Origin of the sequence: Serratia sp. L9, assembly GCF_050632285.1 — a bacterium.
In the GTDB taxonomy this organism is placed as follows: Bacteria; Pseudomonadota; Gammaproteobacteria; order Enterobacterales; family Enterobacteriaceae; genus Chania.
Genome location: NZ_CP192591.1, coordinates 4,387,831 through 4,412,226 on the forward strand (window position 1 = coordinate 4,387,831; position 24,396 = coordinate 4,412,226).

22 protein-coding genes and 5 pseudogenes are annotated in these 24,396 nt (G+C 51.7%); 10 read left to right on the forward strand and 17 right to left on the reverse strand.

Annotated features, from left to right (window positions below; all coding sequences use genetic code 11):
- Nucleotides 1-3 precede the first annotated feature (3 nt).
- The 12 genes and pseudogenes from holB to yceD all read right to left on the reverse strand — a co-directional run bounded on the left by holB (nt 4) and on the right by yceD (nt 9,720).
- Nucleotides 4-1,011: a DNA polymerase III subunit delta' gene (gene holB, locus ACQ86O_RS20890; RefSeq protein ID WP_431222690.1), complete on the reverse strand. Its 1,008-nt coding sequence runs from the start codon at nt 1,009-1,011 to the stop codon at nt 4-6.
- Entirely contained in the window at nt 1,011-1,649 is a 639-nt protein-coding gene (tmk, locus tag ACQ86O_RS20895) for a dTMP kinase (protein WP_431222691.1), read from the reverse strand. Before tmk ends, holB begins: the two co-directional genes overlap by 1 nt.
- Entirely contained in the window at nt 1,639-2,664 is a 1,026-nt protein-coding gene (mltG, locus tag ACQ86O_RS20900) for an endolytic transglycosylase MltG (protein WP_431222692.1), read from the reverse strand. The genes tmk and mltG overlap by 11 nt, the downstream gene beginning before the upstream one ends.
- A gap of 13 nt (nt 2,665-2,677) precedes the next feature.
- Nucleotides 2,678-3,474 (reverse strand): annotated as a pseudogene (gene pabC, locus ACQ86O_RS20905) (aminodeoxychorismate lyase).
- A 125-nt stretch (nt 3,475-3,599) separates the two neighbouring features.
- The gene (fabF, locus tag ACQ86O_RS20910; protein WP_431222693.1) at nt 3,600-4,841 is read right to left on the reverse strand and encodes a beta-ketoacyl-ACP synthase II; all 1,242 of its coding nucleotides are present in this window, start codon (nt 4,839-4,841) and stop codon (nt 3,600-3,602) included.
- A gap of 81 nt (nt 4,842-4,922) precedes the next feature.
- On the reverse strand, nt 4,923-5,159 hold the full coding sequence (gene acpP, locus ACQ86O_RS20915; RefSeq protein WP_127956392.1) for an acyl carrier protein: 237 nt from the start codon (nt 5,157-5,159) through the stop codon (nt 4,923-4,925).
- A gap of 154 nt (nt 5,160-5,313) precedes the next feature.
- Nucleotides 5,314-6,048: a 3-oxoacyl-ACP reductase FabG gene (gene fabG / locus ACQ86O_RS20920; RefSeq protein WP_431222694.1), complete on the reverse strand. Its 735-nt coding sequence runs from the start codon at nt 6,046-6,048 to the stop codon at nt 5,314-5,316.
- Nucleotides 6,049-6,060: 12 nt separating this feature from the next.
- Nucleotides 6,061-6,990, reverse strand: coding sequence for an ACP S-malonyltransferase (gene fabD / locus ACQ86O_RS20925; RefSeq protein ID WP_431222695.1), 930 nt, complete (start codon nt 6,988-6,990; stop codon nt 6,061-6,063).
- Nucleotides 6,991-7,008: 18 nt separating this feature from the next.
- Nucleotides 7,009-7,962 carry a beta-ketoacyl-ACP synthase III gene (locus ACQ86O_RS20930; protein WP_431222696.1) on the reverse strand — a complete coding sequence of 318 codons (954 nt, stop codon included), beginning with the start codon at nt 7,960-7,962 and terminating at the stop codon, nt 7,009-7,011.
- 6 nt (nt 7,963-7,968) lie between these two features.
- Nucleotides 7,969-9,002, reverse strand: a pseudogene (gene plsX / locus ACQ86O_RS20935) (phosphate acyltransferase PlsX).
- A 12-nt stretch (nt 9,003-9,014) separates the two neighbouring features.
- Complete coding sequence (gene rpmF, locus ACQ86O_RS20940) at nt 9,015-9,182, reverse strand: 50S ribosomal protein L32 (RefSeq protein ID WP_004943042.1); 168 nt, start codon at nt 9,180-9,182, stop codon at nt 9,015-9,017.
- Nucleotides 9,183-9,198: 16 nt separating this feature from the next.
- Nucleotides 9,199-9,720 carry a 23S rRNA accumulation protein YceD gene (gene yceD, locus ACQ86O_RS20945; RefSeq protein ID WP_431222697.1) on the reverse strand — a complete coding sequence of 174 codons (522 nt, stop codon included), beginning with the start codon at nt 9,718-9,720 and terminating at the stop codon, nt 9,199-9,201.
- Between the two features lie 141 nt (nt 9,721-9,861).
- On the opposite strand from yceD, the gene ACQ86O_RS20950 reads away from it, so the two are divergent.
- Nucleotides 9,862-10,452: a Maf family protein gene (locus ACQ86O_RS20950; RefSeq protein WP_431222698.1), complete on the forward strand. Its 591-nt coding sequence runs from the start codon at nt 9,862-9,864 to the stop codon at nt 10,450-10,452.
- Nucleotides 10,453-10,578: 126 nt separating this feature from the next.
- Here ACQ86O_RS20950 and rluC read toward each other — a convergent pair whose 3' ends face one another.
- On the reverse strand, nt 10,579-11,538 hold the full coding sequence (gene rluC / locus ACQ86O_RS20955) for a 23S rRNA pseudouridine(955/2504/2580) synthase RluC (protein WP_431222699.1): 960 nt from the start codon (nt 11,536-11,538) through the stop codon (nt 10,579-10,581).
- A gap of 553 nt (nt 11,539-12,091) precedes the next feature.
- On the opposite strand from rluC, the pseudogene rne reads away from it, so the two are divergent.
- Nucleotides 12,092-15,393, forward strand: a pseudogene (gene rne, locus ACQ86O_RS20960) (ribonuclease E).
- A 56-nt stretch (nt 15,394-15,449) separates the two neighbouring features.
- On the opposite strand, the gene ACQ86O_RS20965 reads toward rne, so the two are convergent.
- Nucleotides 15,450-15,737 (reverse strand): putative quinol monooxygenase, encoded by a 288-nt coding sequence (locus ACQ86O_RS20965; RefSeq protein WP_431222700.1) that lies wholly within the window; start codon nt 15,735-15,737, stop codon nt 15,450-15,452.
- 211 nt (nt 15,738-15,948) lie between these two features.
- Here ACQ86O_RS20965 and pyrC point away from each other — a divergent pair.
- From pyrC to ACQ86O_RS20995, 6 genes and pseudogenes are all read left to right on the forward strand, one after another.
- Nucleotides 15,949-16,997: pseudogene (gene pyrC / locus ACQ86O_RS20970) on the forward strand (dihydroorotase).
- A 76-nt stretch (nt 16,998-17,073) separates the two neighbouring features.
- Nucleotides 17,074-17,313: a DNA damage-inducible protein I gene (gene dinI / locus ACQ86O_RS20975; protein ID WP_431222701.1), complete on the forward strand. Its 240-nt coding sequence runs from the start codon at nt 17,074-17,076 to the stop codon at nt 17,311-17,313.
- 122 nt (nt 17,314-17,435) lie between these two features.
- Nucleotides 17,436-17,714, forward strand: coding sequence for a hypothetical protein (locus ACQ86O_RS20980; RefSeq protein ID WP_431222702.1), 279 nt, complete (start codon nt 17,436-17,438; stop codon nt 17,712-17,714).
- Between the two features lie 194 nt (nt 17,715-17,908).
- A complete protein-coding gene (bssS, locus tag ACQ86O_RS20985) occupies nt 17,909-18,163 on the forward strand; it encodes a biofilm formation regulator BssS (RefSeq protein ID WP_431222703.1) in 255 nt (84 codons plus the stop codon).
- 139 nt (nt 18,164-18,302) lie between these two features.
- Entirely contained in the window at nt 18,303-19,415 is a 1,113-nt protein-coding gene (gene solA / locus ACQ86O_RS20990) for an N-methyl-L-tryptophan oxidase (protein ID WP_431222704.1), read from the forward strand.
- A 205-nt stretch (nt 19,416-19,620) separates the two neighbouring features.
- Complete coding sequence (locus ACQ86O_RS20995) at nt 19,621-20,247, forward strand: response regulator transcription factor (RefSeq protein ID WP_431222705.1); 627 nt, start codon at nt 19,621-19,623, stop codon at nt 20,245-20,247.
- A gap of 17 nt (nt 20,248-20,264) precedes the next feature.
- Here the strand turns inward: ACQ86O_RS20995 and ACQ86O_RS21000 are convergent.
- Nucleotides 20,265-21,322 (reverse strand): annotated as a pseudogene (locus ACQ86O_RS21000) (AI-2E family transporter).
- A 427-nt stretch (nt 21,323-21,749) separates the two neighbouring features.
- Here ACQ86O_RS21000 and ACQ86O_RS21005 point away from each other — a divergent pair.
- Both ACQ86O_RS21005 and ACQ86O_RS21010 read left to right on the forward strand, forming a co-directional pair.
- Nucleotides 21,750-22,304: a cytochrome b gene (locus tag ACQ86O_RS21005; protein WP_431222706.1), complete on the forward strand. Its 555-nt coding sequence runs from the start codon at nt 21,750-21,752 to the stop codon at nt 22,302-22,304.
- 27 nt (nt 22,305-22,331) lie between these two features.
- On the forward strand, nt 22,332-22,910 hold the full coding sequence (locus tag ACQ86O_RS21010) for a YceI family protein (protein WP_431225790.1): 579 nt from the start codon (nt 22,332-22,334) through the stop codon (nt 22,908-22,910).
- A 51-nt stretch (nt 22,911-22,961) separates the two neighbouring features.
- Here ACQ86O_RS21010 and ACQ86O_RS21015 read toward each other — a convergent pair whose 3' ends face one another.
- Entirely contained in the window at nt 22,962-24,014 is a 1,053-nt protein-coding gene (locus ACQ86O_RS21015; RefSeq protein WP_431222707.1) for a rhodanese-related sulfurtransferase, read from the reverse strand.
- Nucleotides 24,015-24,166: 152 nt separating this feature from the next.
- Entirely contained in the window at nt 24,167-24,328 is a 162-nt protein-coding gene (locus ACQ86O_RS21020; protein ID WP_431222708.1) for a histidine kinase, read from the reverse strand.
- Nucleotides 24,329-24,396 lie beyond the last annotated feature (68 nt).

Genomic DNA, 24,396 nt, shown 5'->3' on the forward strand with positions numbered 1-24,396 from the left:
CTTTTACAACGGATGATGAGGTGTAAAACCGGTAGAGCCAAGCATCTGCTCCCAGCTTAGTAACTGTTCTGTCAGCAACAGTTCGCGGTTAACGCCAACGATGCTGAGTAATTGATGGCGGCAGTTTAGCCACTGCTGCGTTATCTGCTGGAGCGAGGCACTGCTTAACCGGCTGGCCATCTGTTGCACCAGCGCCAGTTGATCCTGGTTTAATATATAACTCGCAGCGCCCTGTTGGCATTTCATCGCATCCAGCAGCAATGCGCATAGCCAATGTAGCCTGTCTGCCACATCATCATGATTGAGAACCGGCAATAATAGCAGCATATCGCACTGCGGTAAGGCGGTGCTCAGTGCATTGCACAACGCCAGGCGCTTTTGCCAATGCTCTGGCTGCAGCAACTGCTCGGCAGCAATCGGTGCTCCGTCATGAAGACGCAGCGCGGTGAGGCGATCGTTGGGATTACCCACACCCTGCCGGCTCAGCCACTGCAGGCCAAGCTGTTCGTCCGGGCTGGCAAGATGCCAGTAGAAACAGCGGCTGCGCAGGGTTGCCAGCAAGCTTGAGGTTTCACGGCAGCCCAACAGAAAGTAGGTATTGGCCGGAGGTTCCTCCAACGTCTTCAGCAGAGCATTAGCGGCCGCTTCGGTCAGCAATTCAGCCTGGGACAGCCACACTACTTTCGCGCCGCCCTGATGAGCATGGGAGTTTAAAGTCTCAATCAGTTGGCGAATAGGTTCGATGCCCAGACTGCTTTTACCTTTTTCCGGTGCCAGCACATGATAATCAGGATGATTACCCGCCAACATTAGCCGGCAGCTATGGCATTCGCCACAGCTCTTTTCTCCGTTGCGTTGCTGGCAGATCAACCAACGGCTTAATGCGTAAAGCAAGGCTGCATCACCGTTGCCTGGGGCTGCATGTAACAGCAAGGCATGGTGACCGCGGCCAGCAGTATATTGCCCTACCAAATGGCGATATGCAGTGTTAAGCCACGGATACCAGTTCATTACGCCCCTTCCTGCTGTTGCAGCCAGTGCGCAACAACTTGCCGGATATCGGCAGTGACCTGCTCCAGCGATTGTTCTGCGTCAACCGTGACAATGCTATTGTCCTGTGCCGCCAGCTCAAGATAGCGGGTGCGGGTACGCTCAAAAAATGGCAATGCCTCTTGCTCGATACGGTCCAACTCGCCGCGCGCGCGGGCTCTATGCAGGCCAACCAACGGCGGCAAATCGAGATAAAGGGTCAGGTCAGGGCGGAAATCCCCCAGTACGATATCGCGCAGGGAAGTCATCAATTGTGGGTCAACGCCCCTGCCACCGCCCTGGTAGGCCTGCGAGGAGAGGTCGTGACGATCGCCAACGACCCAGGCGCCACGAGCCAACGCCGGTTTGATCACCGTTTCCACCAACTGCACGCGCGCGGCATAGAGCATTAGCACTTCTGCCTTGATTGTTGGTAACTCACCCTCCGTACCACGCTTGAACAGATCGCGCAGCTTCTCCGCTAACGGCGTACCACCAGGCTCACGGGTAAACACGATATCGTTGATGCCATGCTGGTTTAACACGCTGACGATAGTATTACGCGCGGTAGTTTTACCGGCACCTTCCAGCCCTTCAATCACCACGAATTTACTTTTCATTCTTTTCCTTTTGCACCTGGCGATAGGCGCGCACCGCCGCATTATGGCTGTTGAGATTGGTAGTGAACGTATGTCCACCCTTGCCGTCTGCGACAAAGTACAGGTAATCAGTCTTTGCCGGATGGGCTGCTGCCTCCAGCGAAGCCAGGCCTGGCATGGCAATCGGCGTGGGTGGCAGGCCAGAGATCACATAAGTGTTATAGGCCGTGGGCGTTTCCAGATCTTTACGGCTGATGTTGCCGGTATAACTGTCTCCCATACCGTAAATCACCGTCGGATCGGTCTGCAAACGCATCCCTAAACGCAGACGGTTGATAAATACCGAAGCAACCTTGGTCCGCTCTTCTTCCACTGCCGTCTCTTTCTCAATAATTGACGCCATAGCCAGTAGCTGTTCCGGGCTTTTATAAGGCAGGCTGGTATCGCGAGCCTGCCAGACGTCTTGCAATGTTTTGTTCATCCGCAACTGCGCTCGTTTTATCAAGGCAAGGTCGGTAGTCCCTGCCGTGTAGAGATAGGTATCCGGATACAGGTGACCTTCAAGGGTGTCCCCTTCCGGCAGGCCCAGCGCTTTGGCCAGTTCCGCCTCGCTTTTACCCGCCAGCGTATGCTTAATGTATTTGGACTCCTGCAACACCTGTAACCAGTCACGCAGGCGCGAACCCTCAATAAAGCGCGCGCTGAGCTGGGCTTCTTTGCCGCTGGCCAACAGTGTAAGCATCTGGCGTACGGTCATACCCGGTGTAAAGCGATAGGTGCCAGCCTTGAACTCAGCTAACTCCGGCTCCAGCCGCAATAGCCACGGGAACCAACGGCCATTATGGATGAGCTTATCGCGCACCAACAACCCTTCCAATGCCACACGGCCCGTTCCCGCTGGCAGTTTGAAAATGGTTTCCTGCTGGATCGCCAGCGGCTGATTAGCAAAACGTTCAACCTTCTGGTAGCCCCAAAACAGCGAAGCCAACGCCAGAAAAACTACCAACAAAACAATCTTTAGCTTTTTTCTCTTCATTAATCAGTCATCATCAACATTGTGGTCGCAAAAAATCATACAGCTGACGCGAGCGATAACGCCATGTTTCTGCTGCGTTTACCGGCAGCAACGGCATCAATGCATTGCATACCAATACTTCATCGGCATCGGCCAGCGTCTCCAAAGGTTCACTGACCTGGTGTAGCGAGTATTCGCTGCCTGCCAGCACTTCGATCACCCTGCGGCGCATCAACCCCGCCACACCGGCCTGATCCAGGTTGGGGGTAAAGACCCGTTTTCCCTTACGCCAGAACAAATTAGCCGCACAGCATTCCACCAGCATGCCGTTAGTGTCAAGCACCAGAGCCTCATGAGCATCAGTCCGGTCAAGATGCGCGCGGATCAACACCTGCTCGAGACGGTTAAGATGTTTCAACCCGGCCAGCAGAGGGTTACGAGCCAGTTGAACCGGGCTTAGCACCAGATTAATCCCCTCCTCACGCCATGACAGATAATGCGTTGGGTAAGTACTGCGTGAAACGATGCGCGTCGGGTTCCCACATCCGTTAGGGCTGTACCCGCGCCCCCGCTGCCGCGCGTCACTATCGCTTTGACCACGCCAAGTTGGATAGATTCTGCAGCATGCCGCATCTCCAGTTCTAATGACAGCCAATTCACCCTGGGCAACAGCAAACGCTGCGCCGCCTGCTGCATCCGCTCAAGATGCCAGGGCAGAAGGTTGATTTGCCCTTCCTCTACCCTGGCCGTGGTGAAACAACCATCGCCAAACTGCAAACCGCGATCGCTGGATGCCAGAGCATCGTGCTGTTGTCCATTGATCCAGTACATGGGAATCCCCTCACAATAGGTTTCACTACAGCATAACAGGCGCAAAAACGATAACCGCTGCCTGACAGGATAAAAAAACCCGGTCACAAATGAACCGGGCTTTTATCAGCTACAGATAGACCAAACTAGACTCGACGGAAAATCAGCGACCCGTTGGTGCCACCAAAGCCGAAGGAGTTGCACAGCGTGAACTCCATGTCTTTCGTCTGGCGCGCTTCATGTGGCACGAAGTCCAGATCGCAACCTTCATCTGGATTATCCAGGTTGATGGTTGGCGGAACAGCCTGATCGCGCAGTGCCAAGACGGTAAAGATCGACTCAATCGCGCCTGCGGCACCCAACAGGTGGCCGGTCATCGATTTGGTGGAGCTTACCATCACACACTTTGCATCGCTGCCAAACACGGATTTTACAGCTTGGGTCTCGGCTTTATCACCCGCAGGCGTCGAGGTGCCATGCGCGTTGATATAACCGATTTGTGACGCCGTCACGCCTGCATCCGATAGCGCGTTTTCCATTGCCAGAGCGGCACCAGCGCCATTTTCTGGCGGTGATGTCATATGGTAAGCATCGCTGCTCATGCCAAAACCGACAACTTCTGCATAAATTTTTGCGCCGCGTTTTTTCGCGTGTTCGTACTCTTCCAGCACCATCATCCCTGCGCCATCACCCAGCACAAAACCGTCGCGGTCTCTGTCCCAAGGGCGGCTTGCAGCCTGCGGATTTTCGTTGCGTGTTGAGAGCGCACGCGCTGCGCCAAAACCGCCGACACCCAAAGGAGTGCTGGCTTTCTCTGCGCCACCGGCCAGCATTACGTCAGCATCATTGTAAGCAATGATACGTGCAGCATGGCCAATGTTATGCACACCTGACGTGCAGGCAGTAGCGATAGAAATGCTGGGACCACGCATGCCGAACATAATGGTCAGATGGCCAGCAATCATGTTTACGATGGTTGAAGGCACAAAAAACGGGCTGATTTTTCTTGGGCCGCCATTAACCAGTGAGCTGTGGTTTTCTTCGATCAAACCCAGGCCACCAATACCGGAGCCGATTGCGGCACCAATACGGTTGGCGTTAGATTCGTTAATATCCAACCCGGCATCCTGCATGGCTTGCATGCCAGCGGCGATACCGTATTGAATGAAGGCATCCATCTTGCGCGCATCTTTGCGCGAAATGAAATCTTCAGAATTAAAATTCTTTACCAAGCCAGCAAAACGCGTTGCATAGGCAGTAGTATCGAAATGGTCGATCAGGCTGATGCCACTCTGACCGGCAAGAAGAGCGTTCCATGTGGACTCTACAGTATTGCCGACAGGAGACAACATGCCCAGTCCGGTCACAACTACTCGACGCTTAGACACGTTTGTCCTCCAAGGAGGGAAAATATGATACTAGGGATAGAAAAAACTTAGGCGGTCGAATGACCGCCTAGATATGTTCGCTTACTGCTGGCTAGCGTTGATAAAATCAATAGCTGCCTGAACAGTAGTGATTTTCTCAGCTTCTTCGTCTGGAATCTCAGTATCGAATTCTTCTTCCAGTGCCATTACCAGTTCAACGGTGTCAAGAGAATCAGCGCCCAAGTCTTCAACGAAAGAAGCGTTATTTAAAACTTCTTCCGGCTTAACACCCAGTTGCTCAACAATGATTTTCTTAACGCGTTCTTCGATAGTGCTCATACTCTTAAATTTCCTATCAAAACTCGCTTTCGCGATGGTTTTCGTAGTGTATAAAATGTTGAAAAAGATGCAACTAAATCCCGGCTGGTCAAACCACGATTTTACGCTATTTTGCGGTTTTTACCTCAAATAACGCAAATAGTTTTCGCATTTTTTAAATCATATACATGCCGCCATTGACATGTAACGTTTCACCGGTGATATAGCCAGCCTCATCAGAGGCTAAAAATGCAACAGCGCTGGCGATTTCTTTTGCATCCCCAAGCCGGCTAGCCGGAACCTGGGTCAAAATGCCTGCGCGTTGATCTTCTGTCAACGCCCGTGTCATATCCGTCTCAATAAAGCCAGGAGCCACGACGTTGACCGTAATGCCACGCGAAGCAATCTCACGTGCCAAAGACTTACTAAAGCCAATCAGACCGGCTTTAGCCGCCGCGTAATTCGCTTGCCCTGCATTCCCCATGGTACCGACAACAGAACCGATGGAGATGATACGGCCAAACCGCTTTTTCATCATAGCTCGCATTACCGCTTTTGACAGGCGGAATACGGAAGTCAGATTGGTGTCCAGGATATCCTGCCACTCATCATCCTTCATTCGCATCAGCAGGTTATCACGCGTAATACCGGCATTATTCACTAAAATGTCGATTTCGCCAAATTCCTCACGAATCGAAGCCAAAACGTTGTCGATAGATTGCGCATCCACCACGTTCAGCATGTACCCTTTGCCGTTCTCACCGAGATAGTTACTGATGGCCTCAGCACCGCTCTCACTGGTAGCGGTACCCATAACTTTAGCGCCACGCTCAACAAATAACTCTGCAATAGCCCGGCCAATACCGCGGCTTGCGCCGGTGACCAGAACAATTTTTCCTTCGAAGCTCATCGTTTTCCTCTTTTATTGTTCAAGCGCCGCAGCCAGGCTGGCGGTATCATTTACCGCAGCCGCTGTCAGAGTGGCGACAATACGTTTGGTGAGGCCAGTCAGAACTTTCCCTGGGCCAGCCTCCAACAGCAGAGAAATGCCCTCTGCTGCCATGAATTCAACGCTTTCAGTCCAGCGTACCGGGCTGTATAACTGGCGAACCAACGCGCTACGGATGGCCTCAGGTGCGGTTTCTGCACGCACATCAACGTTATTGATCACTGCCACTTGTGGCGCACTGAAAGCCACGTCCTCGAGCGCTAACGCCAACTTTTCAGCAGCAGGTTTCATCAGCGCACAATGCGAAGGTACGCTCACCGGCAAGGGCAGCGCACGTTTGGCACCGGCTGCTTTACAGGCAGCACCAGCACGCTCGACCGCTTCTTTATTGCCCGCGATAACCACTTGCCCTGGCGAGTTGAAGTTCACCGGTGAAACGACCTGGCCCTGAGCTGACGCCTCACAGGCTTTGGCAATGGATTCATTATCCAGGCCAATAATCGCATACATGGCCCCAGTACCTTCCGGCACCGCTTCCTGCATCAGTTTGCCACGCAGCTCGACCAGACGAATTGCCGCAGCAAACTCCAGCACGCCAGCACAAACCAGCGCAGAATATTCGCCCAGGCTGTGGCCTGCCATCATAGCCGGCATTTTACCACCCTGCTGCCGCCAGACGCGGAAAATAGCTACCGAAGCTGCCAGTAGCGCTGGCTGCGTCTGCCAGGTTTTGTTCAGTTCTTCCACCGGGCCTTGTTGAACCAGTTGCCAAAGATCGTAACCCAAGGCCGCTGAGGCTTCGCTGAAAGTTTGTTCCACAATCGGAAACTGTGTGGCCAAATCGGCCAGCATGCCAACGGTTTGTGAACCCTGGCCCGGAAAAACAAAAGCAAATTGCGTCATTTTTATCTTCCTGTTAAATCAAAAGCGAACCAGCGCCGAGCCCCAGGTAAAGCCACCGCCAAATGCTTCCAGCAACACCAACTGACCCCGTTGGATGCGCCCGTCGCGAACGGCTTCATCAAGCGCCGCAGGCACTGAGGCAGCAGACGTGTTACCGTGACGATCGAGCGTCACAACAACTTTTTCCATCCCCATACCCAGCTTTTTGGCTGTTGCGCTGATGATACGCAGGTTGGCCTGGTGCGGAACCAGCCAATCCAGTTCACTGCGGTCAAAGTCATTGGCCGCCAAGGTTTCATCAACAATATGTGCCAGTTCGGTCACTGCCACTTTAAAGACTTCATTACCCGCCATGGTGACATAGGCAGGTTGCTCCGGATCCTGACGATCTTTGTTCGGTAATGCCAACAGGTTGCCGTAGCGACCATCCGCATGCAGATGGGTAGAAATAATACCGGGTTCCTCAGAGGCGCCCAGCACAACGGCACCGGCACCGTCGCCAAACAGGATCAGGGTACCGCGATCTTCTGGATCAAGAGTCCGTGACAGCACGTCCGAACCTATCACCAACGCATGTTTCACTGCGCCGTTTTTCACGTATTGATCGGCCACGCTCAGGGCATAGGTAAACCCGGCACAGGCGGCAGCAATATCGAAAGCCGCACAATCCTGGATCCCCAGCATCTGCTGAACCTGGCAGGCGGAACTTGGGAACGCGTGGCTTGAGGTGGTGGTTGCCACTACGATCAAGCCGATATCTTCTTTAGCCACACCTGACATTTCCAGCGCGTTAGACGCAGCCTGGAAGCTCATGGTTGCCACAGTTTCATCAGCGGCAGCAATACGACGCTCACGAATACCTGTGCGGGTGACAATCCACTCGTCAGAGGTATCCACCATTTTTTCTAAGTCAGCGTTGGTGCGCACTTGTACGGGCAGATAACTCCCCGTACCGAGAATCTTTGTATACATGAACGATCAGTCACTCTTGGGTAATACAGCTTCAAGGCGCGCAGCAATCCTGTTCGGAACTTGCCGCTGCACCGCCTGCACAGCCTGTTCGATTGCGACCGCGAACGCGCTTTGGTTCGCCGCGCCGTGGCTCTTGATTACGGTGCCCCGCAATCCTAACAGACATGCACCATTATACTGGTCGGGGTTCAGATGACCGAAACGCTTTGCCAGCCTTTTTTGTAACCATCGGCCCAACAATTTTAGCCACCATGCCTGCTTCCCCCTTCGGAGGATGACTTTAGCAGTGACAAGAACAGTCTTACCACACCTTCCATGGTTTTCAGGGTGACGTTACCCACAAAGCCGTCGCAGACCATGACGTCGGTTTTACCGGTTAGCAGATCGTTTCCTTCCAGATAACCAATATAGTTGATTGCCGGAGTATTTCTTAGCACGACTGCCGCTTCACGGATATTATCCAGGCCTTTGGTCTCTTCTTCGCCGATATTGAGTAACGCGACACGTGGCTGCGCCACACCCAATACCTCTTCTGCCATCACCGCCCCCATCACCGCAAATTGCACCAGCATTGTGCTGTCACACTCCACGTTGGCACCCAGATCGAGCACCACGGTTTTACCACGCCGCTGGTTCGGCAACACCGTCATCAGCGCCGGGCGCTCAATACCGTCAAGCGGCTTGATCAACATTTTGGCCAGCCCCATCAGTGCCCCGGTATTTCCGGCACTGACACAGGCCTGCGCATCACCGTTTTTAATCAGCTCCAGCGCAATTCGCATGGAGGTGCCACGGCTGGCCCGGATCGCTTGTGACGGCTTGGCATCATTAGCAACTACCGATTCAGCGGGCACAACTTGCAAGCGCTCCAGCAATCGCGGATCGGCTTTGGCAAGTAAAGGGGAGATGATGTCGGGATCGCCGACTAATAGAAGATGAAGATTTAAATTAGAGGCCAGTGCCTGCAATGAAGCAGGCACTGTGACGCAGGGACCGAAATCCCCGCCCATAGCATCTAACGCTAGGGTTAGACGAGTCAAAGTATCGCTAACTTAGCCGATAACCTTGCGACCGCGGTAGAAACCGTCGGCAGTGATGTGGTGACGACGATGAGTTTCACCGGAAGTCGCATCTACAGACAAGGTGGTGGTGGTCAGAGCATCGTGTGAACGACGCATGCCACGTTTGGAACGGGTTGGTTTATTTTGTTGTACGGCCATGGACCTTACTCCTCGATTACTTACGCTTTAAACTGGCTAATACGGCAAATGGATTAGGTTTCTCCGCCTCTGCAGGCAGTTTGCCAAATACCATGTCCGCTTCGGACACTTCACAGTGTTCAGATTCATGTACCGGAACGACAGGCAGTGAAAGAATGATTTCATCTTCAATCATTGCCAACAGATCGACTTCGCCAAAATCGTCAACTTCGATCGGTTCGTACGCTTCCGGTAATGCCTCAGCCTGCTCATCATTGACGACCGGGCTAAAACAATATGTTGTGTGGACCTGATGCGGGAACGGAACACCACAGCGTTGGCACATCAGCGTTACCGCGACGTCCGCATGCCCTGTTATTACCGCGAGGCGTTGGTTGTCAATATCAAACGACAACTCAACCTCAACATCACTATCCACACTGACCACAGATTCAGCAACGCGTGTAACCTGCTCAGATTCATAGACACCTGCATAATCCAGGCGCTTCTGAGCGGTTCGTACCGCATCAATGGTCAAGGGTAATTTTACCTTTTGCATAGGGCGCGCATATTAACTTTGTAACGTCTTAGAGTCAAAGAAAAAGGCCTTTAAACGGCACCTTTCACCAATATTCGCTTCCAGAGCGGCCGACAGTTTAAGATGAGCGACATATTTACGCTACGGTTTGTGGAAAAAATTATGCAAAGAATATTACTCGCCTCAACATCGGCCTACCGCCGCCAGCTTTTGGAAAAGCTGCGTTTGCCTTTTATTTGTGCAGCTCCGCAGACTGATGAAACTCCCCTGCCCAATGAAAGCGCGCAAGCTTTGGTGCTCCGCCTTGCTGCGGCCAAAGCCCAGGCCTTGGCAATGGCCTACCCCAATCATCTGATTATCGGTTCCGATCAGGTTTGCGTAATCAATGATGAGATTACCGGCAAGCCCCACACTGAAGAGCACGCCCGCAGGCAGTTACGCAACGCCAGCGGTCAAAAGGTCACCTTCTATACCGGGCTGGCGCTCTACAACAGCCATACCAAGCATCTGCAAGCGCTATGCGAACCTTTTCATGTCCATTTCCGGGCACTGAGTGATAGCGAAATCGCCACTTACGTTCGCCTGGAGCAGCCTCTCAACTGTGCTGGCAGTTTTATGAGTGAAGGATTGGGAATTGCACTGTTTGATAAGCTGGAGGGGCGTGACCCGAATACATTGATTGGGTTGCCGTTGATTGCACTATTGGAAATGTTACGGGCAGAGGGGATCAACCCGCTGGAATATGCCCTATAAATTTAACACGGTGATTGCTAACAGATTTGAACGCTGCTTGCCGCGGTCTTTACAGGACCCGGTCCAGGGATGGACCGGGTCATTGAGGGCAGGTAACAACGCTGCGGCTTGAAAGACGGCGGGACGCTATTTCCCCGCTTGCTTGCGCAATACTTGCAGGCAATGGCGCAATTCTGCGTCCATCGGCGCTTCGATACGCATCGTTTCACCGGTGGCCGGATGTTCAAAGCGTAACGCCGCAGCATGCAGGAATAGGCGTTTCAACCCAGTGCCTGCCAATTGACGATCGAATTCCCGATCGCCATAACGGTCGTCAAACGCGATAGGATGCCCGGCATGCAAGGTATGCACGCGGATCTGGTGAGTACGCCCGGTAATCGGGCTGGCCTTCACCAACGTGGCATGCTCAAAGCGCTCTTCCACCTTGAAACGGGTTTCCGAAGGCTTACCTTCACTGTTGACACGGACAATACGCTCACCGCTCTGCAAAATGTTCTTTAATAAAGGAGCCTGCACCGCCTTGCAGTGCGATTGCCACTGGCCACGCACCAGCGCCAGATAATCCTTCTGCATTCCTTTAAGGCGCAGTTGTTCGTGAAGTGAACGCAGCGCTGAACGCTTCTTTGCCACCATCAGTATGCCGGAAGTATCACGATCCAGACGATGGACCAATTCCAGGAACCGCGCTTCAGGGCGTAAAGCCCTCAGCCCTTCGATTACACCAAAGCTCAGACCGCTGCCACCATGGACAGCCGTGCCAGAAGGTTTATTCAACAACAGTAAATGATCGTCCTCATAAAGGATGCAATCGGCCAACGCGGCCACTTTGTCCAGTTTGGCGGAAACCGGCGCGTCCTCACGTTCAGCCACTCGCACTGGGGGGATACGCACCACATCACCTGCCGCCAGTTTATATTCTGCCTTGATGCGGCCTTTATTTACCCGCACCTCGCCCTTACGCACGATGCGGTAAATCATGCTTTTCGGCACGCCCTTCAGGCGGGCAAGCAGGAAATTGTCGATTCTCTGACCGGCTTCATCATCAGAAATCGTGATTAATTGTACTGCAGGATTGTTCGTTTTCATGGTGCGGGATTCTAAATAGAGCGAGTAAATAGCGCCACCTCTTTTTATGTGCTTAACTGTCTCTCTGGCTGTTTAAGAAATCACGGCGAACAATAAGGCAGCAAGCCGGTTTGAACGTTTGCGATTTCTTCGACAGTTAAGGAAAAGTCACCTTGCTATAACAGTGTCAGCAATGGAATAATGAAATCACTTTCCGTGCTGAACTTGTTAAAACAGGGGTTATTACGGAATTATACAGTTTGTCTGGTTGCACAAAAACGCAGCAATGGCGTAAGACGTAATGTGAAATCAAACAATTAGCGGGCTGCGGGTTGCAGCTTGGCCGGTAAATGGAATCAGATCTGTCGACGTTAACCAGAGGCTATTCCCTGAGTCAAAAAGCGCTGTTTTCACAAAGAAATACAGGCTTACCGAGATAATGCGCCCCTATGCAGGCGACAACCGTGAGGTTGACGGCTTTGCGAGAAGACACGGGGTTTTCGGTTTTAACCCGGCCATGAGGTTATTTTGTCCGCAGCTTTGTCGATAATGTAAAAATAATGAGTAAGTCAAGATGAAAAGAATGTTGATTAACGCAACTCAGCAGGAAGAGTTGCGTGTTGCCCTTGTAGATGGACAGCGGCTGTACGATCTGGATATTGAAAGCCCTGGCCATGAGCAGAAAAAAGCGAATATTTACAAGGGTAAAATCACTCGTATTGAACCAAGTCTTGAAGCAGCGTTTGTTGATTACGGCGCAGAACGACATGGTTTCCTCCCCTGAAAGAAATCGCTCGCGAATACTTCCCAAGCAATTACTCTTCCCACGGTCGCCCAAACATCAAAGATGTATTGCGCGAAGGCCAAGAAGTTATCGTTCAGGTTGATAAAGAAGAACGTGGTAATAAAGGCGCCGCCTTGACCACTTTCATCAGCCTGGCAGGCAGCTATTTGGTACTGATGCCGAACAATCCTCGTGCCGGGGGCATTTCCCGCCGCATTGAAGGTGACGATCGTACCGAACTGAAAGAAGCCCTTTCTTCCCTGCAATTGCCGGATGGCATGGGCCTGATTGTCCGCACTGCGGGTGTAGGCAAGTCCGCCGATGCACTGCAATGGGATTTGTCTTTCCGTCTCAAGCACTGGGAAGCCATCAAGAAAGCCGCTGAAGGCCGCGCCGCACCGTTCCTGATCCATCAGGAAAGTAACGTTATTGTACGCGCGTTCCGCGATTACCTGCGCCCGGACATCGGCGAAATCCTGATCGACAACCCGAAAGTTCTCGATCTGGCCAAAGAGCATATCGCTGCGCTGGGCCGCCCGGATTTCAGCAGCAAAATCAAACTGTATAGCGGCGAAATCCCGCTGTTCAGTCATTACCAGATCGAATCACAAATCGAGTCGGCGTTCCAACGTGAAGTGCGTCTGCCTTCCGGTGGCTCAATCGTTATTGATACCACCGAAGCGCTGACCGCAATCGACATCAACTCCGCGCGTGCAACTCGCGGTGGCGATATCGAAGAAACCGCCTTCAATACCAACCTGGAAGCCGCAGATGAAATTGCGCGCCAATTACGCCTGCGTGACCTGGGTGGTTTGATCGTTATCGACTTTATTGACATGACTCCGGTTCGCCATCAGCGCGAAGTGGAAAACCGCCTGCGTGACGCGGTGCGCCAGGATCGTGCTCGTATCCAGATTGGCCGTATCTCTCGCTTCGGCCTGCTGGAAATGTCCCGCCAGCGTCTCAGCCCGTCACTGGGTGAATCCAGCCATCACGTTTGCCCACGCTGTAGCGGCACCGGCACCATTCGTGATAACGAATCGCTGGCATTGTCTATTTTGCGCCTGATCGAAGAAGAAGCACTGAAAGAGAACACCAAAGAAGTGCATGCCATCGTGCCAGTTCAGGTTGCTTCTTACCTGCTGAACGAAAAGCGTGACTCTGTCAGTGCAATTGAAAAACGCCAAGGTGGCGTGAAAGCGATTATCGTGCCAAACGATCAGATGCAGACACCACATTACTCGGTACTGCGTGTGCGTAAGGGTGAAGAAACCCCAACCCTAAGCTATCTGTTACCGAAGCTGCATGAAGAAGAGATGGCCCAACCGCAGGAAGATGCCCCTGTGGAGCGCAAGCGCCCAGAGCAACCAGCACTGGCCTCCTTCTCAATGGCTTCTGATGCCCCACCGCCGGCTGAAGAATCGGTTGCCAGCAAACCGGCTGCAGTAGCCAAACCGGTTGCAGCCGCCGCTGCAGAAGCTAAACCAGGCCTTTTAAGCCGCCTGTTTGGTGGCCTGAAAGCGATCTTCGCTGGTGAAGAAGCCCCCAAAGTTGAAGCCAAACCGGTCGAAACGGTAAAAGCGGAAGAAAGTGACAACCGCCGCCAGGATCGTCGTGGGCAACGCCGCCAGGGGAATAACCGTAATAAAGGTGAACGTGGCGACCGCAACGATCGTAAAGACCGTGGCGAAGGGCGTGATAACCGCGAGCCACGCGAAAACCGTGAGCCGCGTGAAAACCGTGACGAACAGCGTCGTAACAACCGCCGTAACTCTCAACAGAATGCGCCGGTTGCTGCCAACACTGAAGTTCAGTCTGAAGAAACGGCAATTGTACAACGTGAAGATCAGCAGCAACGCCGCGAGCAACGTGCTGACCGTCCGCGTCGTCGCCAGGATGACAAACGCCAAGCGGCTGTGCAGGAAGCCAAAGTACCAGAAACCCTGGATGCCGTCGTTGCTGTTAACGAAGAAGATCAGGAAGATCGTCATCAACAGCCAGCGCAACGTCGTCAACGCCGTCCATTAACGCAAAAAGTTCGCGTGTTGTCAGCGGATGAAGAACTGCATCGCGCCGCAGAGGAGTTATTGGCACCGAAGACACATCTGGTGACTGAAGAAGAAATTACTTACCCTGCCGCCGTGGATGAAAGCGTTAAACTGTTGCCGCAGACTATTGCAGTACAGCCAGAAGAAGAAGCACAGGCCGACAACCGTAATAATGGCGAAAACGGCATGCCACGTCGCTCCCGCCGTTCTCCTCGTCATCTACGCGTCAGTGGCCAGCGCCGCCGCCGTTATCGTGACGAGCGTTACCCGAACCAGTCACCAATGCCACTGAGCGGTGCTTTTGCATCACCAGAAATGGCTTCAGGCAAGGTTTGGGTAAGTTACCCTGTCACACAGACTGCGCAAATGGCTGAACAGGCTGCAACTGAAGCAGAAATGGCACCTGCGGCTTCCACAGAAAACGTGGCAAATGTGGCCGCGGAAGTCACTACCCACATCGCTGCTCCAGTGATGGCTGAAATGGCTCCTGCGCCGCAACCGGTAGTGGAAGCCAGCGAACCTCAACCCGCGGTTGAAGAAGCAGCATCCCCAGCAGCAACCGAGCAGGTAGCGGTTGAAGAAACGCCTGCGGAACCGGCTATCATTATCCCGGCAAGGGTTGAAGAAATTGCTGATGAGTCCCCGTTGGCAGAAGCACCTGTAGCAGAAACGCCGTCTGAGGCACCTGCTGAAGTTGTCGCACAACCTGCGGTCCAGGCCGAAGACGTTGCTGCTGTAGAGCCAGAAGTGGAAGCCACGGTGGAAACTGAAACTGTTGCGGCGGCGAAAGAGGTTGCCCCCGTTGCGGTTGTTGAACAGCCACAGGCAGCACCTGTTCAAAGCGCACAGCCGGTGCTATACAAGCACATTGCCTCCGCGCCAATGACCAAGGCGCCTGCTCCAGCTTATGAGCCGCAGGCACCAGCAGTCACTGACTGGCAGCGCCCTTCCTTCAACTTTGAAGGTAAAGGTTCTGCCGGTGGCCATGCAGCAGCAAATCAAGCGACTGCACCAGCGACAAAACCGCAGCCAGTTAACGAATAAGTTCTCGGCAGCGACAAAAAACCCGCCTTTTGGCGGGTTTTTTATTATCGTTCGGGTTAGGCAATCTGTTTCAGCTTTTTAATCTCCAACAAGTCCAGTTTGCCATCCACCTGGCTGACAAAAAGCTTGAAGTGTTCGGTAGCATTATGTTTTTCCAGCGCTTCATTACTGGCCCAGCGTTCGAAGAACACAAAACTGCCCGGCTTATCCATATCCCGATGCAAGTCATATTGTAAATTCCCCACCTCAAGACGGCTTGCCTCAATGATTTGGTGTACCGCATCGTTAACTGCGTCTACGCATTCAGGTTTGGCCTGTAAAGTAGCAACTACACGTACTTCCATTTTTCTCTCCCATTTTAAGGCAACCATTTCCCCATTCTCAGAGGAACCAATGAAATCCTGATTACTATGCCCCCGTTAGCCAACTGATTTCAACTTGCCGGTAACAAACAGATGCATCCTGAGCGCTTTGCGCTTATGCTTACACCCCGGCGTGAATAACCCACAATTATTCGCTTTCATTAAGATTTTTTGACCGCCGGAGCTTTGCAACATGACCGCACACCCCCAAGCCATAAAAATCCGCCGCCCTGACGACTGGCACATCCATCTGCGTGACGACGACATGCTGAAAACGGTTCTGCCCTATACCAGTCAGGTATTTGGCCGGGCGATTGTGATGCCGAATCTGTCCACGCCGATCACTACAGTTGCGGCTGCACGCAGCTATCAGGATCGTATTCTCGCCGCTACCCCGGCGGAACATGATTTCACACCGCTGATGACCTGCTATCTGACGGATTCGCTGGCAGCGACAGAGTTGGTTGATGGTTTCTCGCAAGGGGTATTTACCGCTGCCAAGCTGTATCCCGCTAATGCGACCACCAACTCGAGCCACGGCGTCAGCAATGTTAACGGCATTTACCCGTTATTCGAACAAATGCAAAAAATCGGTATGCCACTGCTAATCCATGGCGAAGTAACCGATACCGCAGTGGATATTTTTGATCGCGAAGCTCGCTTTATCGAGCAAGTGATGGAGCCGATCCGCCACCAGTTTCCTGAATTAAAAATCGTGTTCGAGCATATCACCACCAAAGAAGCGGCTCAGTACGTGCAGGAAGGCAACCGTTTCCTTGGGGCGACTATCACGCCACAGCATCTGATGTTCAACCGCAACCATATGTTGGTGGGCGGGATCCGGCCACATCTGTTCTGTCTGCCAATCCTCAAGCGCAACATTCACCAGGATGCCCTGCGCAAAGCCGCCGCCAGTGGTTCTGACCGGTTTTTCCTGGGGACAGACTCCGCCCCCACGCCAAGCACCGCAAAGAGTCGAGCTGCGGTTGTGCCGGGGTATTTAATGCACCTAATGCCATGCCTGCCTATGCCACCGTATTTGAGCAATTGGGGGCATTGGAACATCTGGAAGCCTTCAGTTCCCTCAACGGTCCACGCTTTTACGGCTTGCCACTTAACGAAGACTTCATCACGCTGCAACGCACACCGGTTACGCAACCAGAAGAAATTGCTCTGGGCAGCGAGGCCGTGGTGCCCTTCCTTTCTGGGGAGAGCATTCACTGGTCGGTAGCCGACTGCTAGTTTTTTTCATCTCGCCTCTTGCCTCCGAGAATAGTTAACTGTATAAATAAACAGTGAAATGGTTCCGGGGGCAATTATGCGTGTTGAAGTCACTATAGATAAAACCAAACCACTGCCGCCGGGGGCAATAGAAGCCCTGACTGGCGAATTCAGTAAACGGGTTAACCGCCAGTTTCCTGATACCAGCGTGCAAATCCGTTACGCTGGCGCTAACGGGCTCTCTGTTCTGGGCGGGGCGAAAACGGATAAAGACCTGATCGAGGAAATACTCCAGGAAACCTGGGAAAGTGCCGACGATTGGTTCAGTGCAGAATAATTCTGCAATGTTGTTGTTGCCGGGGGTCGCTCTCCGGCTTTTTTGTTTCTACCCGATTGGCTTTTTCACTTCTGGTCTGTAATGCTTAGAGAGCTTATTGTGTAAATTTTGAGGTGTAATAGATGGTTCCGGATAAAGAAAAGCATGAAGAAGCAATGACCTTTGGCGAGCTATTGGCTCTGATTGCCGATCAAAAACGGCGTCTGAATGTCGTCGAGGTCGCTTTTTCTTATTTGGCCTTTGGTCTGGATGCCAAAGCCAATCAATTGCTTATCCATAGCCTGAAACTGGAAGCACAAAATCAAAATCGTGATCCTGAAACACAAAAACATTTCGCTCATCTGGCTGCCGAACTGGAAAGTCACTCCCACATCCAGTCTCCTCCCATCGCAGAAGAATAATATTTGCGCATTGATGCAGTGCTGTTGGCGAAAATAGCCTACTAAATGTGCAGAAAATATTTATTTTTCAAAACCGCTTTAAATACCCCCACTTTAGATTATGGATGCGTATACTGTAATTGCTCGTCATGACGATAAGACGCATTGATCCTCGTAAGTAACTCATGCTAGTCACTACTTGATAAGGGGTCTTTATGGACAGAAATGATGAAGTAATACAAACACATCCGCTAGTTGGCTGGGATATCAGCACCGTCGATGTTTATAATGCCATGATGATTCGCCTTCATTACCTGTCTTCACTAGACCAAACAGCCGAAGAAGCAAAAGTTGATCGGACTCTTTGGTTAACCACCGATGTTGCCCGCCAATTGATCAATATTCTAGAGGCTGGCATCGCCAAAATAGAATCAACGGAATACCAGAATCTTGACCGAAGAAAACATTAACCTATCCAATACCTCCGACTAAGGCGCCAGCAATTACCTGGCGCCTTTTCTTTTGGTACTGGGCTGCACAACAAGTGCATTACCGCAGCCAAACTTTTATCATAGCGCGATTAACGAATTTTTAGAGAGGACAAGGCGCGTGGAATATGACTTGATCATCGTCGGTAGCGGCTCCGTTGGGGCTGCAGCAGGTTATTACGCAACGGCCGCAGGCCTGAAAGTGCTCATGATTGATAGCGCGATGCCTCCACATCGTCACGGCAGCCATCACGGTGACACCCGCATCATGCGGCATGCCTACGGCGAAGGAGAAAAATATGTGCCTTTGCTGCTACGTGCTCAGGCATTATGGAATGGGTTGGAGCAAAAAAGCGGGGAGAAGTTGTTTCATCCCTGTGGCGTACTCACTCTAGGCCCACAGAATTCCAAATTTATCAGCAATGCCCTGCACAGCGCGAAAAACTTTAACCTCAACACACAGTATTTAAACGCTGAACAGATCAAACAACGCTGGGATGAGTTCACCGCACCCGAAGGTTATGTTGCCGTTTTCGAACCGGATGCCGGTATGTTACGTCCAGAATTGGCCATAACCAGCTATGTCCGATTAGCCAGAGAGGCCGGTTGCGCTCAACTGTTTAATTGCCCGGTAACGGCGGTAAACCCCGTAGCGGGAGGCATTGAGGTTGTGACTGCTGAAGGATGCTTCCAAGGGCGTAGAGCCGTTGTCACCGTTGGCACCTGGGTGAAGAAACTATTACCACAGTTACCTGTATCCCCGCTTCGTAAGGTCTTCTCCTGGCATCAGGCAGATGGCCGTTACAGCGAAAACAACCGTTTCCCGGCTTTTACCGCTGAGGCTCTGGATGGATGCCACTACTACGGTTTTCCGGCGGATAACGATGGGTTGAAAGTGGGGAAACATGACGGCGGACAACCGATCGATACACCAGAACAGCGCAGGCCTTTTGGCACTATCGCCAGCGATGGTACTGAAGTTTTCGGCTTTCTACGCCAGTTTCTGCCAGGTGTTGGCGTCTGCCTGCGCGGCGAGGCCTGCAGTTATGATATGAGCCCCGATGAGGATTTCATCATCGATACCTTGCCAGAATGCCCGCAACTGATGGTGATCACCGGTCTGAGCGGCCATGGTTTTAAATTTGCCAGCGTCCTGGGTGAGATTGCCGCCTTGTTTGCGCAGGACAAAACTTCACCTTTAGACATCTCGCCGTTTAATCTACAGCGCTTTTGATCTCGATTCCCCTGGAAAAACCATGCCGCCTGACAGCCAGGGGAATAAAAAACTACTCCAACCAACTGATAAAAAACAAAAAAATAAATTCGCAAGAATATTCGCCAATACTATCTGGATTTCCGAATTGATCCCACTGCAGGGTAAGGCCTATGTTACACAATTGTGCCTCATCCAGTTTTGGATCATTAACAAGGACGTCACCATGAAACTACTCATTGTGGACGAATGCAGTTTCACTCGTTTAGGCATCGCCGATCATTTTACTGACAACGTTTTTGCCTCCGTGACTTGCTGCCAGAATATCGAAGCAGCCCTTCCCCTGCTCGCCAGTTTAAAACCTAACCATATCCTGATAAACCTGACCAAATATTGCCGCTACAGTGAAGACAATTCGCAATTGCAGTCATTTATTGCGGCAACGCGCACCTCGATGCTGCATATCTACCTGGATGCTCCGTATCCCTATTGCAAAAGCCCCATGCGTATTGCCAATAACGCCTTCCTGTTTAACAAGGCGGCGTTACCAGAAGCATTGAAGGTCTTGCGAGAAAGCCCGGTCATGATAATGAATACCCGCGATGAGCATTCACTCTTCAGCCCGCAGGAATTGACGGTGATGAAATATTGGATGTCCGAAATGCCCAATTACCGCATTGCCAAAAAGCTGCAGATCAGCTCCCACACGGTGTATGTACATAAGCGCCATATCACCGAAAAAATCAATGTGCGTAACCGGTTGGAGTTTTACTCGCTGTATAACGTATTGCGCTATTTTTACCCACCGCAAGCCATGACGGCCAACACCTCATCAAACCTGCTGGTGGGGTAATACTGCGCCGTTGCAGCCTACTTGGGTGCCGTTGTTTTCATCGGTCGCCCATCCCCCAGGATCACGGCCACTTTATGCCCTCCATCCATTGTTTCTAACGTGATGCGGGCAATAATGGTAAGCGGTACCGAGAGTAGCATCCCTACAGGCCCCATCAGCCACCCCCAGAATATCAAGGATAGAAAAACCACCAGCGTAGAAAGCCCTAACCCACGCCCCATAATGCGTGGTTCAAGCATGTTGCCGATAATAAGGTTAATCAGGATATACCCACCCGCCACCACCACAGCATCGGCAAAGCTGTTAAACAGCAATGCCTGGATCAGCGGAGGAATGGCGGCAATGACTGAACCAATATTAGGAATATAGTTGAACAGAAAGGCCATCATGCCCCAGATAAAAGCGAAACGGACCCCGACCCAGGTCAGGAAGCCCCAAACGATCAGCCCGGTAGCCAGGCTGATCGCCGTCTTGATCACCAGATAATGCGTGACCCCTTTCAGGGCTTTCTGGATAACAGCCATGCCCTCAGTGGGTTTATCCAGCGCCTGCCGCAGTTTGAACGGTAAGACCTTTGCCTCAAACAGCATAAAGACTACCGTCATTAATAACAGGAAAATACTGGTCATGGCCCCCGAAAGATAACTTAACAGGCGAGTGACCAGATTCATGGTGGCCCCTGGATCGACATATTTGACCACTGCATCTGCAGAGAGCGTAATATCGATATTAAAGCGATCAGCGTAATACTGTAGTGCGCGCAGTTTCTCCAGCATCATGCCTCGATACTGCGGTAAAGAGCGGGCAAACTCATTCAATGAGGAGCCAAGCATGCCGATAAACATCAGTAGCAGCACAACCACGACGATCACCAGCAGCATAACGCCCACCCCCTGGGAACCCTGCAGCGCTCCAGCAGCACGACCAATGGGTTTAAAACTATGGCCAGGAACACCGCCAGCAGAAAGGGAACGACGATATCAGCAGCAGCTTTAATGCCCGCGAGGATCACTACCAGCATCGCCAACATCATAATCAAACGAAGCTTACGGTCATTGAGTTCAAAACTGCCCATGAGATTTCCTTGCGTGAACAGGCCCGAACGAGCCGCTGATAGCTACTATGGTAGCAAATTCTTATCCCCAGGCGCAGATAATTTCCCCCAACCTACTGATGAAGATAAATAATCATATTTTAACCAACCAGCGCAAATAATAGGCGTAGTCCAAAAGCACTTAATTTCCAGGGGTTGATTTAAGATTTACGCAAAATGACAAAACCTGACAATTAAAAGCAAAATGGATAATTTTCAATACGTAAAGAATTTCTCTTCAGCGTTGAAAAATAACATCTTCAACGATTCATTTGACCAAGTCTCCGTAAACTCGCACAAATTCTCTGATTAATATTATAAAGATGTAACATAGATAAATTTATTATTGATTTTATGTTTTTTAAAATTAATTATTGCAGCCAGAAAATGAGTAATGTAAGGAAACCTGATGCTCTGGAAAAATACCGCCGACCGTTTTGGTCACGTTTCTGTTCTGATCCACTGGCTGGTGGCGCTGACGGTATACGGCATGTTTGCTCTCGGTCTATGGATGGTAACGCTGGGATATTACGACGTCTGGTACCACCAGGCTCCAGAAATCCACAAAAGTATCGGCACCCTGCTATTTATCGTCATGTTGGTACGGGTGATATGGCGGTTTGTTTCGCCGCCGCCCAAACCGTTGGCCAGTTATAGCCGCTTCACGCATATCAGTGCCGTTCTTGCCCATATCGCGCTTTATACCGTGCTGTTCGCTATTTTGATCAGCGGCTATCTGATTTCAACCGCCGATGGCCAGGCGATTAGCGTATTTGGCTGGTTTGACGTTCCTGCCACCGTAACCGGTCTGCCACAACAGGCCGATACCGCCGGTATGATCCATCTTTACCTGGCTTGGGCCGTTGTCGTGCTTTCGGTACTGCACGCCCTGGCTGCGCTTAAACATCACTTTATTGATGGTGATGTTACTTTGAAACGGATGCTGGGTCGCAGCGCCGATTAACCTCTTGGATTTATGGAGATTGCTATGTTGTTGAAGAAGACCGTATCAGGCCTGGCCGCTGGGGCTCTGCTGTTGAGCGCAGGCTCCGCACTGGCCGCCAATTACAAAATTGACAAACAGGGCCAGCACGCATTTGTTGAATTCCGCATTCAACACCTGGGTTACAGCTGGCTGTACGGCACTTTCAAAGATTTTGACGGTGGTTTCACCTTCGATGAGAAAGATCCGTCTAAAGATAAGGTCAACGTCACTATCAACACCGCCAGTGTGGACACTAACCACGCGGAACGTGATAAACACCTGCGCAGCGCTGAATTCCTGAACGTTGAAAAACACCAACAGGCAACGTTTGAATCTACCGAAGTGAAAAAAGACGGCGAGGGTTTTGCCATTGTGGGTAACCTGACGCTAAATGGCGTAACCAAGCCTGTCACCCTGGATGCCAAGTTGGTTGGCCAAGGTAATGACCCATGGGGCGGCTACCGCGCAGGCTTCGAGGCCAACGGTAAAATCAAGCTGAAAGACTTTGCCATCACCACCGATCTCGGCCCGGCTTCGCAGGAAGTTGAGCTGATTATCTCGGTTGAAGGTGTGCGCGAGAAGTAATAAGCAGGGGCGCTGATTTCAGCGCCCCAATAAGCGTTAGTCCACTGGCCCCTATTCTTTCGGATCGGGGATGAACATCGTCGTCTGCAACAGCCCTTTCGACTTATTGAAGATTTTCACCCCATTTTCACGACCCGCTCGGCGCGCTCTCTGCTCTTTACGCGGCAATTTCAGCTCTTCGCGGCAGCTTTCGCTGCAACAGCCTTCAAACTTTGCGGCACAGCTTGGGCACTGGATAAACAACAGGTGACAGCCGTCGTTCAGGCAGTTGGTATGGGTATCACAAGGGGCCCCACACTGGTGGCAGTGAGCTATCACATCTTCTGAAATGCGCTCGCCCATACGTTCGTCAAACACAAAATTCTTGCCGATAAACTTCAGCGGCAGCCCCTGCGCTTTGGCCTTGCGGGCATACTCGATAATGCCGCCTTCAACGTGATACACGTTTTTAAAGCCGTTATGCAGCATATAGGCGCTAGCCTTTTCGCAACGGATGCCACCGGTGCAATACATGACAATGTTCTTGTCTTTCTGCCCCTGTAGCATTTCCACCGCCATCGGTAGCTGATCGCGGAAAGTGTCTGAAGGCACTTCTATCGCATTCTCAAAATGGCCGACTTCATACTCGTAATGATTGCGCATATCAACAAAAACGGTTTGCGGATCGTCAATCATCTGGTTGACGCGGTCAGCCTGCAGGTATTCGCCCACGTTGGCTGGATTGAAAGTTTCATCGTCAATCCCGTCGGCCACAATGCGCTCACGCACTTTAAGGCGCAGCACCCAGAAGGATTTCCCGTCGTCTTCGAGCGCGATATTCAAACGAACCTGCTCTAACGCAGGATGTGAGGAAAATAATGCGGCTTTGAATGCGTCAAAATTATTCTGCGGGACGCTGATTTGCGCATTGATGCCCTCTTTGGCGACATAGATACGGCCAAAGACCTTCAACTTATCGAACAGAAGATACAGGCTGTCACGAAACGCCTTGGGATCGTCAATGGTGAAATATTTATAAAAGGAAACTGTGGTGCGTGGCTCGGTTTCGGCCAGCATACGCGCCTTCAGTTCCTCATTAGAAATTCGGTTATGTAACACTGGCATGGTGTACTTTTCCTGTCTTTCGGGAGGTGACTGATTGAACGCGCCCAGGCCACCAGCCCGCGCGCGGCGCACATGATACCCGAAAACACCCCGTAACACAGCATTAACCCTACAACCCTAATTCCCATACAAACCATGTGCATTTTTGGTGCTTAGCGTTCTCTTTGCAGCTCAGTAAAACCTGAAGTGATCACACCCAGCAGCAACCCCGCTCCTGCCACAGCAATCAAAGGGTTATATTGCATATAAGCGCCAAGGCAACCCAATAAAGCCCCCACCACCAGCAACCCGGCACTGAGCCATGAAGCCAACATAGTTACCCCCTGAATCAGTAATCCCAAAAGATGCTGCCTGATTGATAATTCAGCATCCGATAGCTCAG

Coding starts and splice junctions, on each gene's coding strand:
- ACQ86O_RS20950 (WP_431222698.1), top strand. CDS start 9,862: ATGCAAAGAATATTACTCGCCTCAACATCGGCCTACCGCCGCCAGCTT.
- ACQ86O_RS20995 (WP_431222705.1), top strand. CDS start 19,621: ATGAAACTACTCATTGTGGACGAATGCAGTTTCACTCGTTTAGGCATC.
- ACQ86O_RS20965 (WP_431222700.1), bottom strand. CDS start 15,737: ATGGAAGTACGTGTAGTTGCTACTTTACAGGCCAAACCTGAATGCGTA.
- yceD (WP_431222697.1), bottom strand. CDS start 9,720: ATGCAAAAGGTAAAATTACCCTTGACCATTGATGCGGTACGAACCGCT.
- ACQ86O_RS20930 (WP_431222696.1), bottom strand. CDS start 7,962: ATGTATACAAAGATTCTCGGTACGGGGAGTTATCTGCCCGTACAAGTG.
- holB (WP_431222690.1), bottom strand. CDS start 1,011: ATGAACTGGTATCCGTGGCTTAACACTGCATATCGCCATTTGGTAGGG.
- ACQ86O_RS21020 (WP_431222708.1), bottom strand. CDS start 24,328: ATGTTGGCTTCATGGCTCAGTGCCGGGTTGCTGGTGGTGGGGGCTTTA.
- rluC (WP_431222699.1), bottom strand. CDS start 11,538: ATGAAAACGAACAATCCTGCAGTACAATTAATCACGATTTCTGATGAT.
- acpP (WP_127956392.1), bottom strand. CDS start 5,159: ATGAGCACTATCGAAGAACGCGTTAAGAAAATCATTGTTGAGCAACTG.
- fabG (WP_431222694.1), bottom strand. CDS start 6,048: ATGAGCTTCGAAGGAAAAATTGTTCTGGTCACCGGCGCAAGCCGCGGT.
- dinI (WP_431222701.1), top strand. CDS start 17,074: ATGCGTGTTGAAGTCACTATAGATAAAACCAAACCACTGCCGCCGGGG.
- tmk (WP_431222691.1), bottom strand. CDS start 1,649: ATGAAAAGTAAATTCGTGGTGATTGAAGGGCTGGAAGGTGCCGGTAAA.
- rpmF (WP_004943042.1), bottom strand. CDS start 9,182: ATGGCCGTACAACAAAATAAACCAACCCGTTCCAAACGTGGCATGCGT.
- ACQ86O_RS21015 (WP_431222707.1), bottom strand. CDS start 24,014: ATGCCAGTGTTACATAACCGAATTTCTAATGAGGAACTGAAGGCGCGT.
- ACQ86O_RS20980 (WP_431222702.1), top strand. CDS start 17,436: ATGGTTCCGGATAAAGAAAAGCATGAAGAAGCAATGACCTTTGGCGAG.
- fabD (WP_431222695.1), bottom strand. CDS start 6,990: ATGACGCAATTTGCTTTTGTTTTTCCGGGCCAGGGTTCACAAACCGTT.
- ACQ86O_RS21005 (WP_431222706.1), top strand. CDS start 21,750: ATGCTCTGGAAAAATACCGCCGACCGTTTTGGTCACGTTTCTGTTCTG.
- bssS (WP_431222703.1), top strand. CDS start 17,909: ATGGACAGAAATGATGAAGTAATACAAACACATCCGCTAGTTGGCTGG.
- mltG (WP_431222692.1), bottom strand. CDS start 2,664: ATGAAGAGAAAAAAGCTAAAGATTGTTTTGTTGGTAGTTTTTCTGGCG.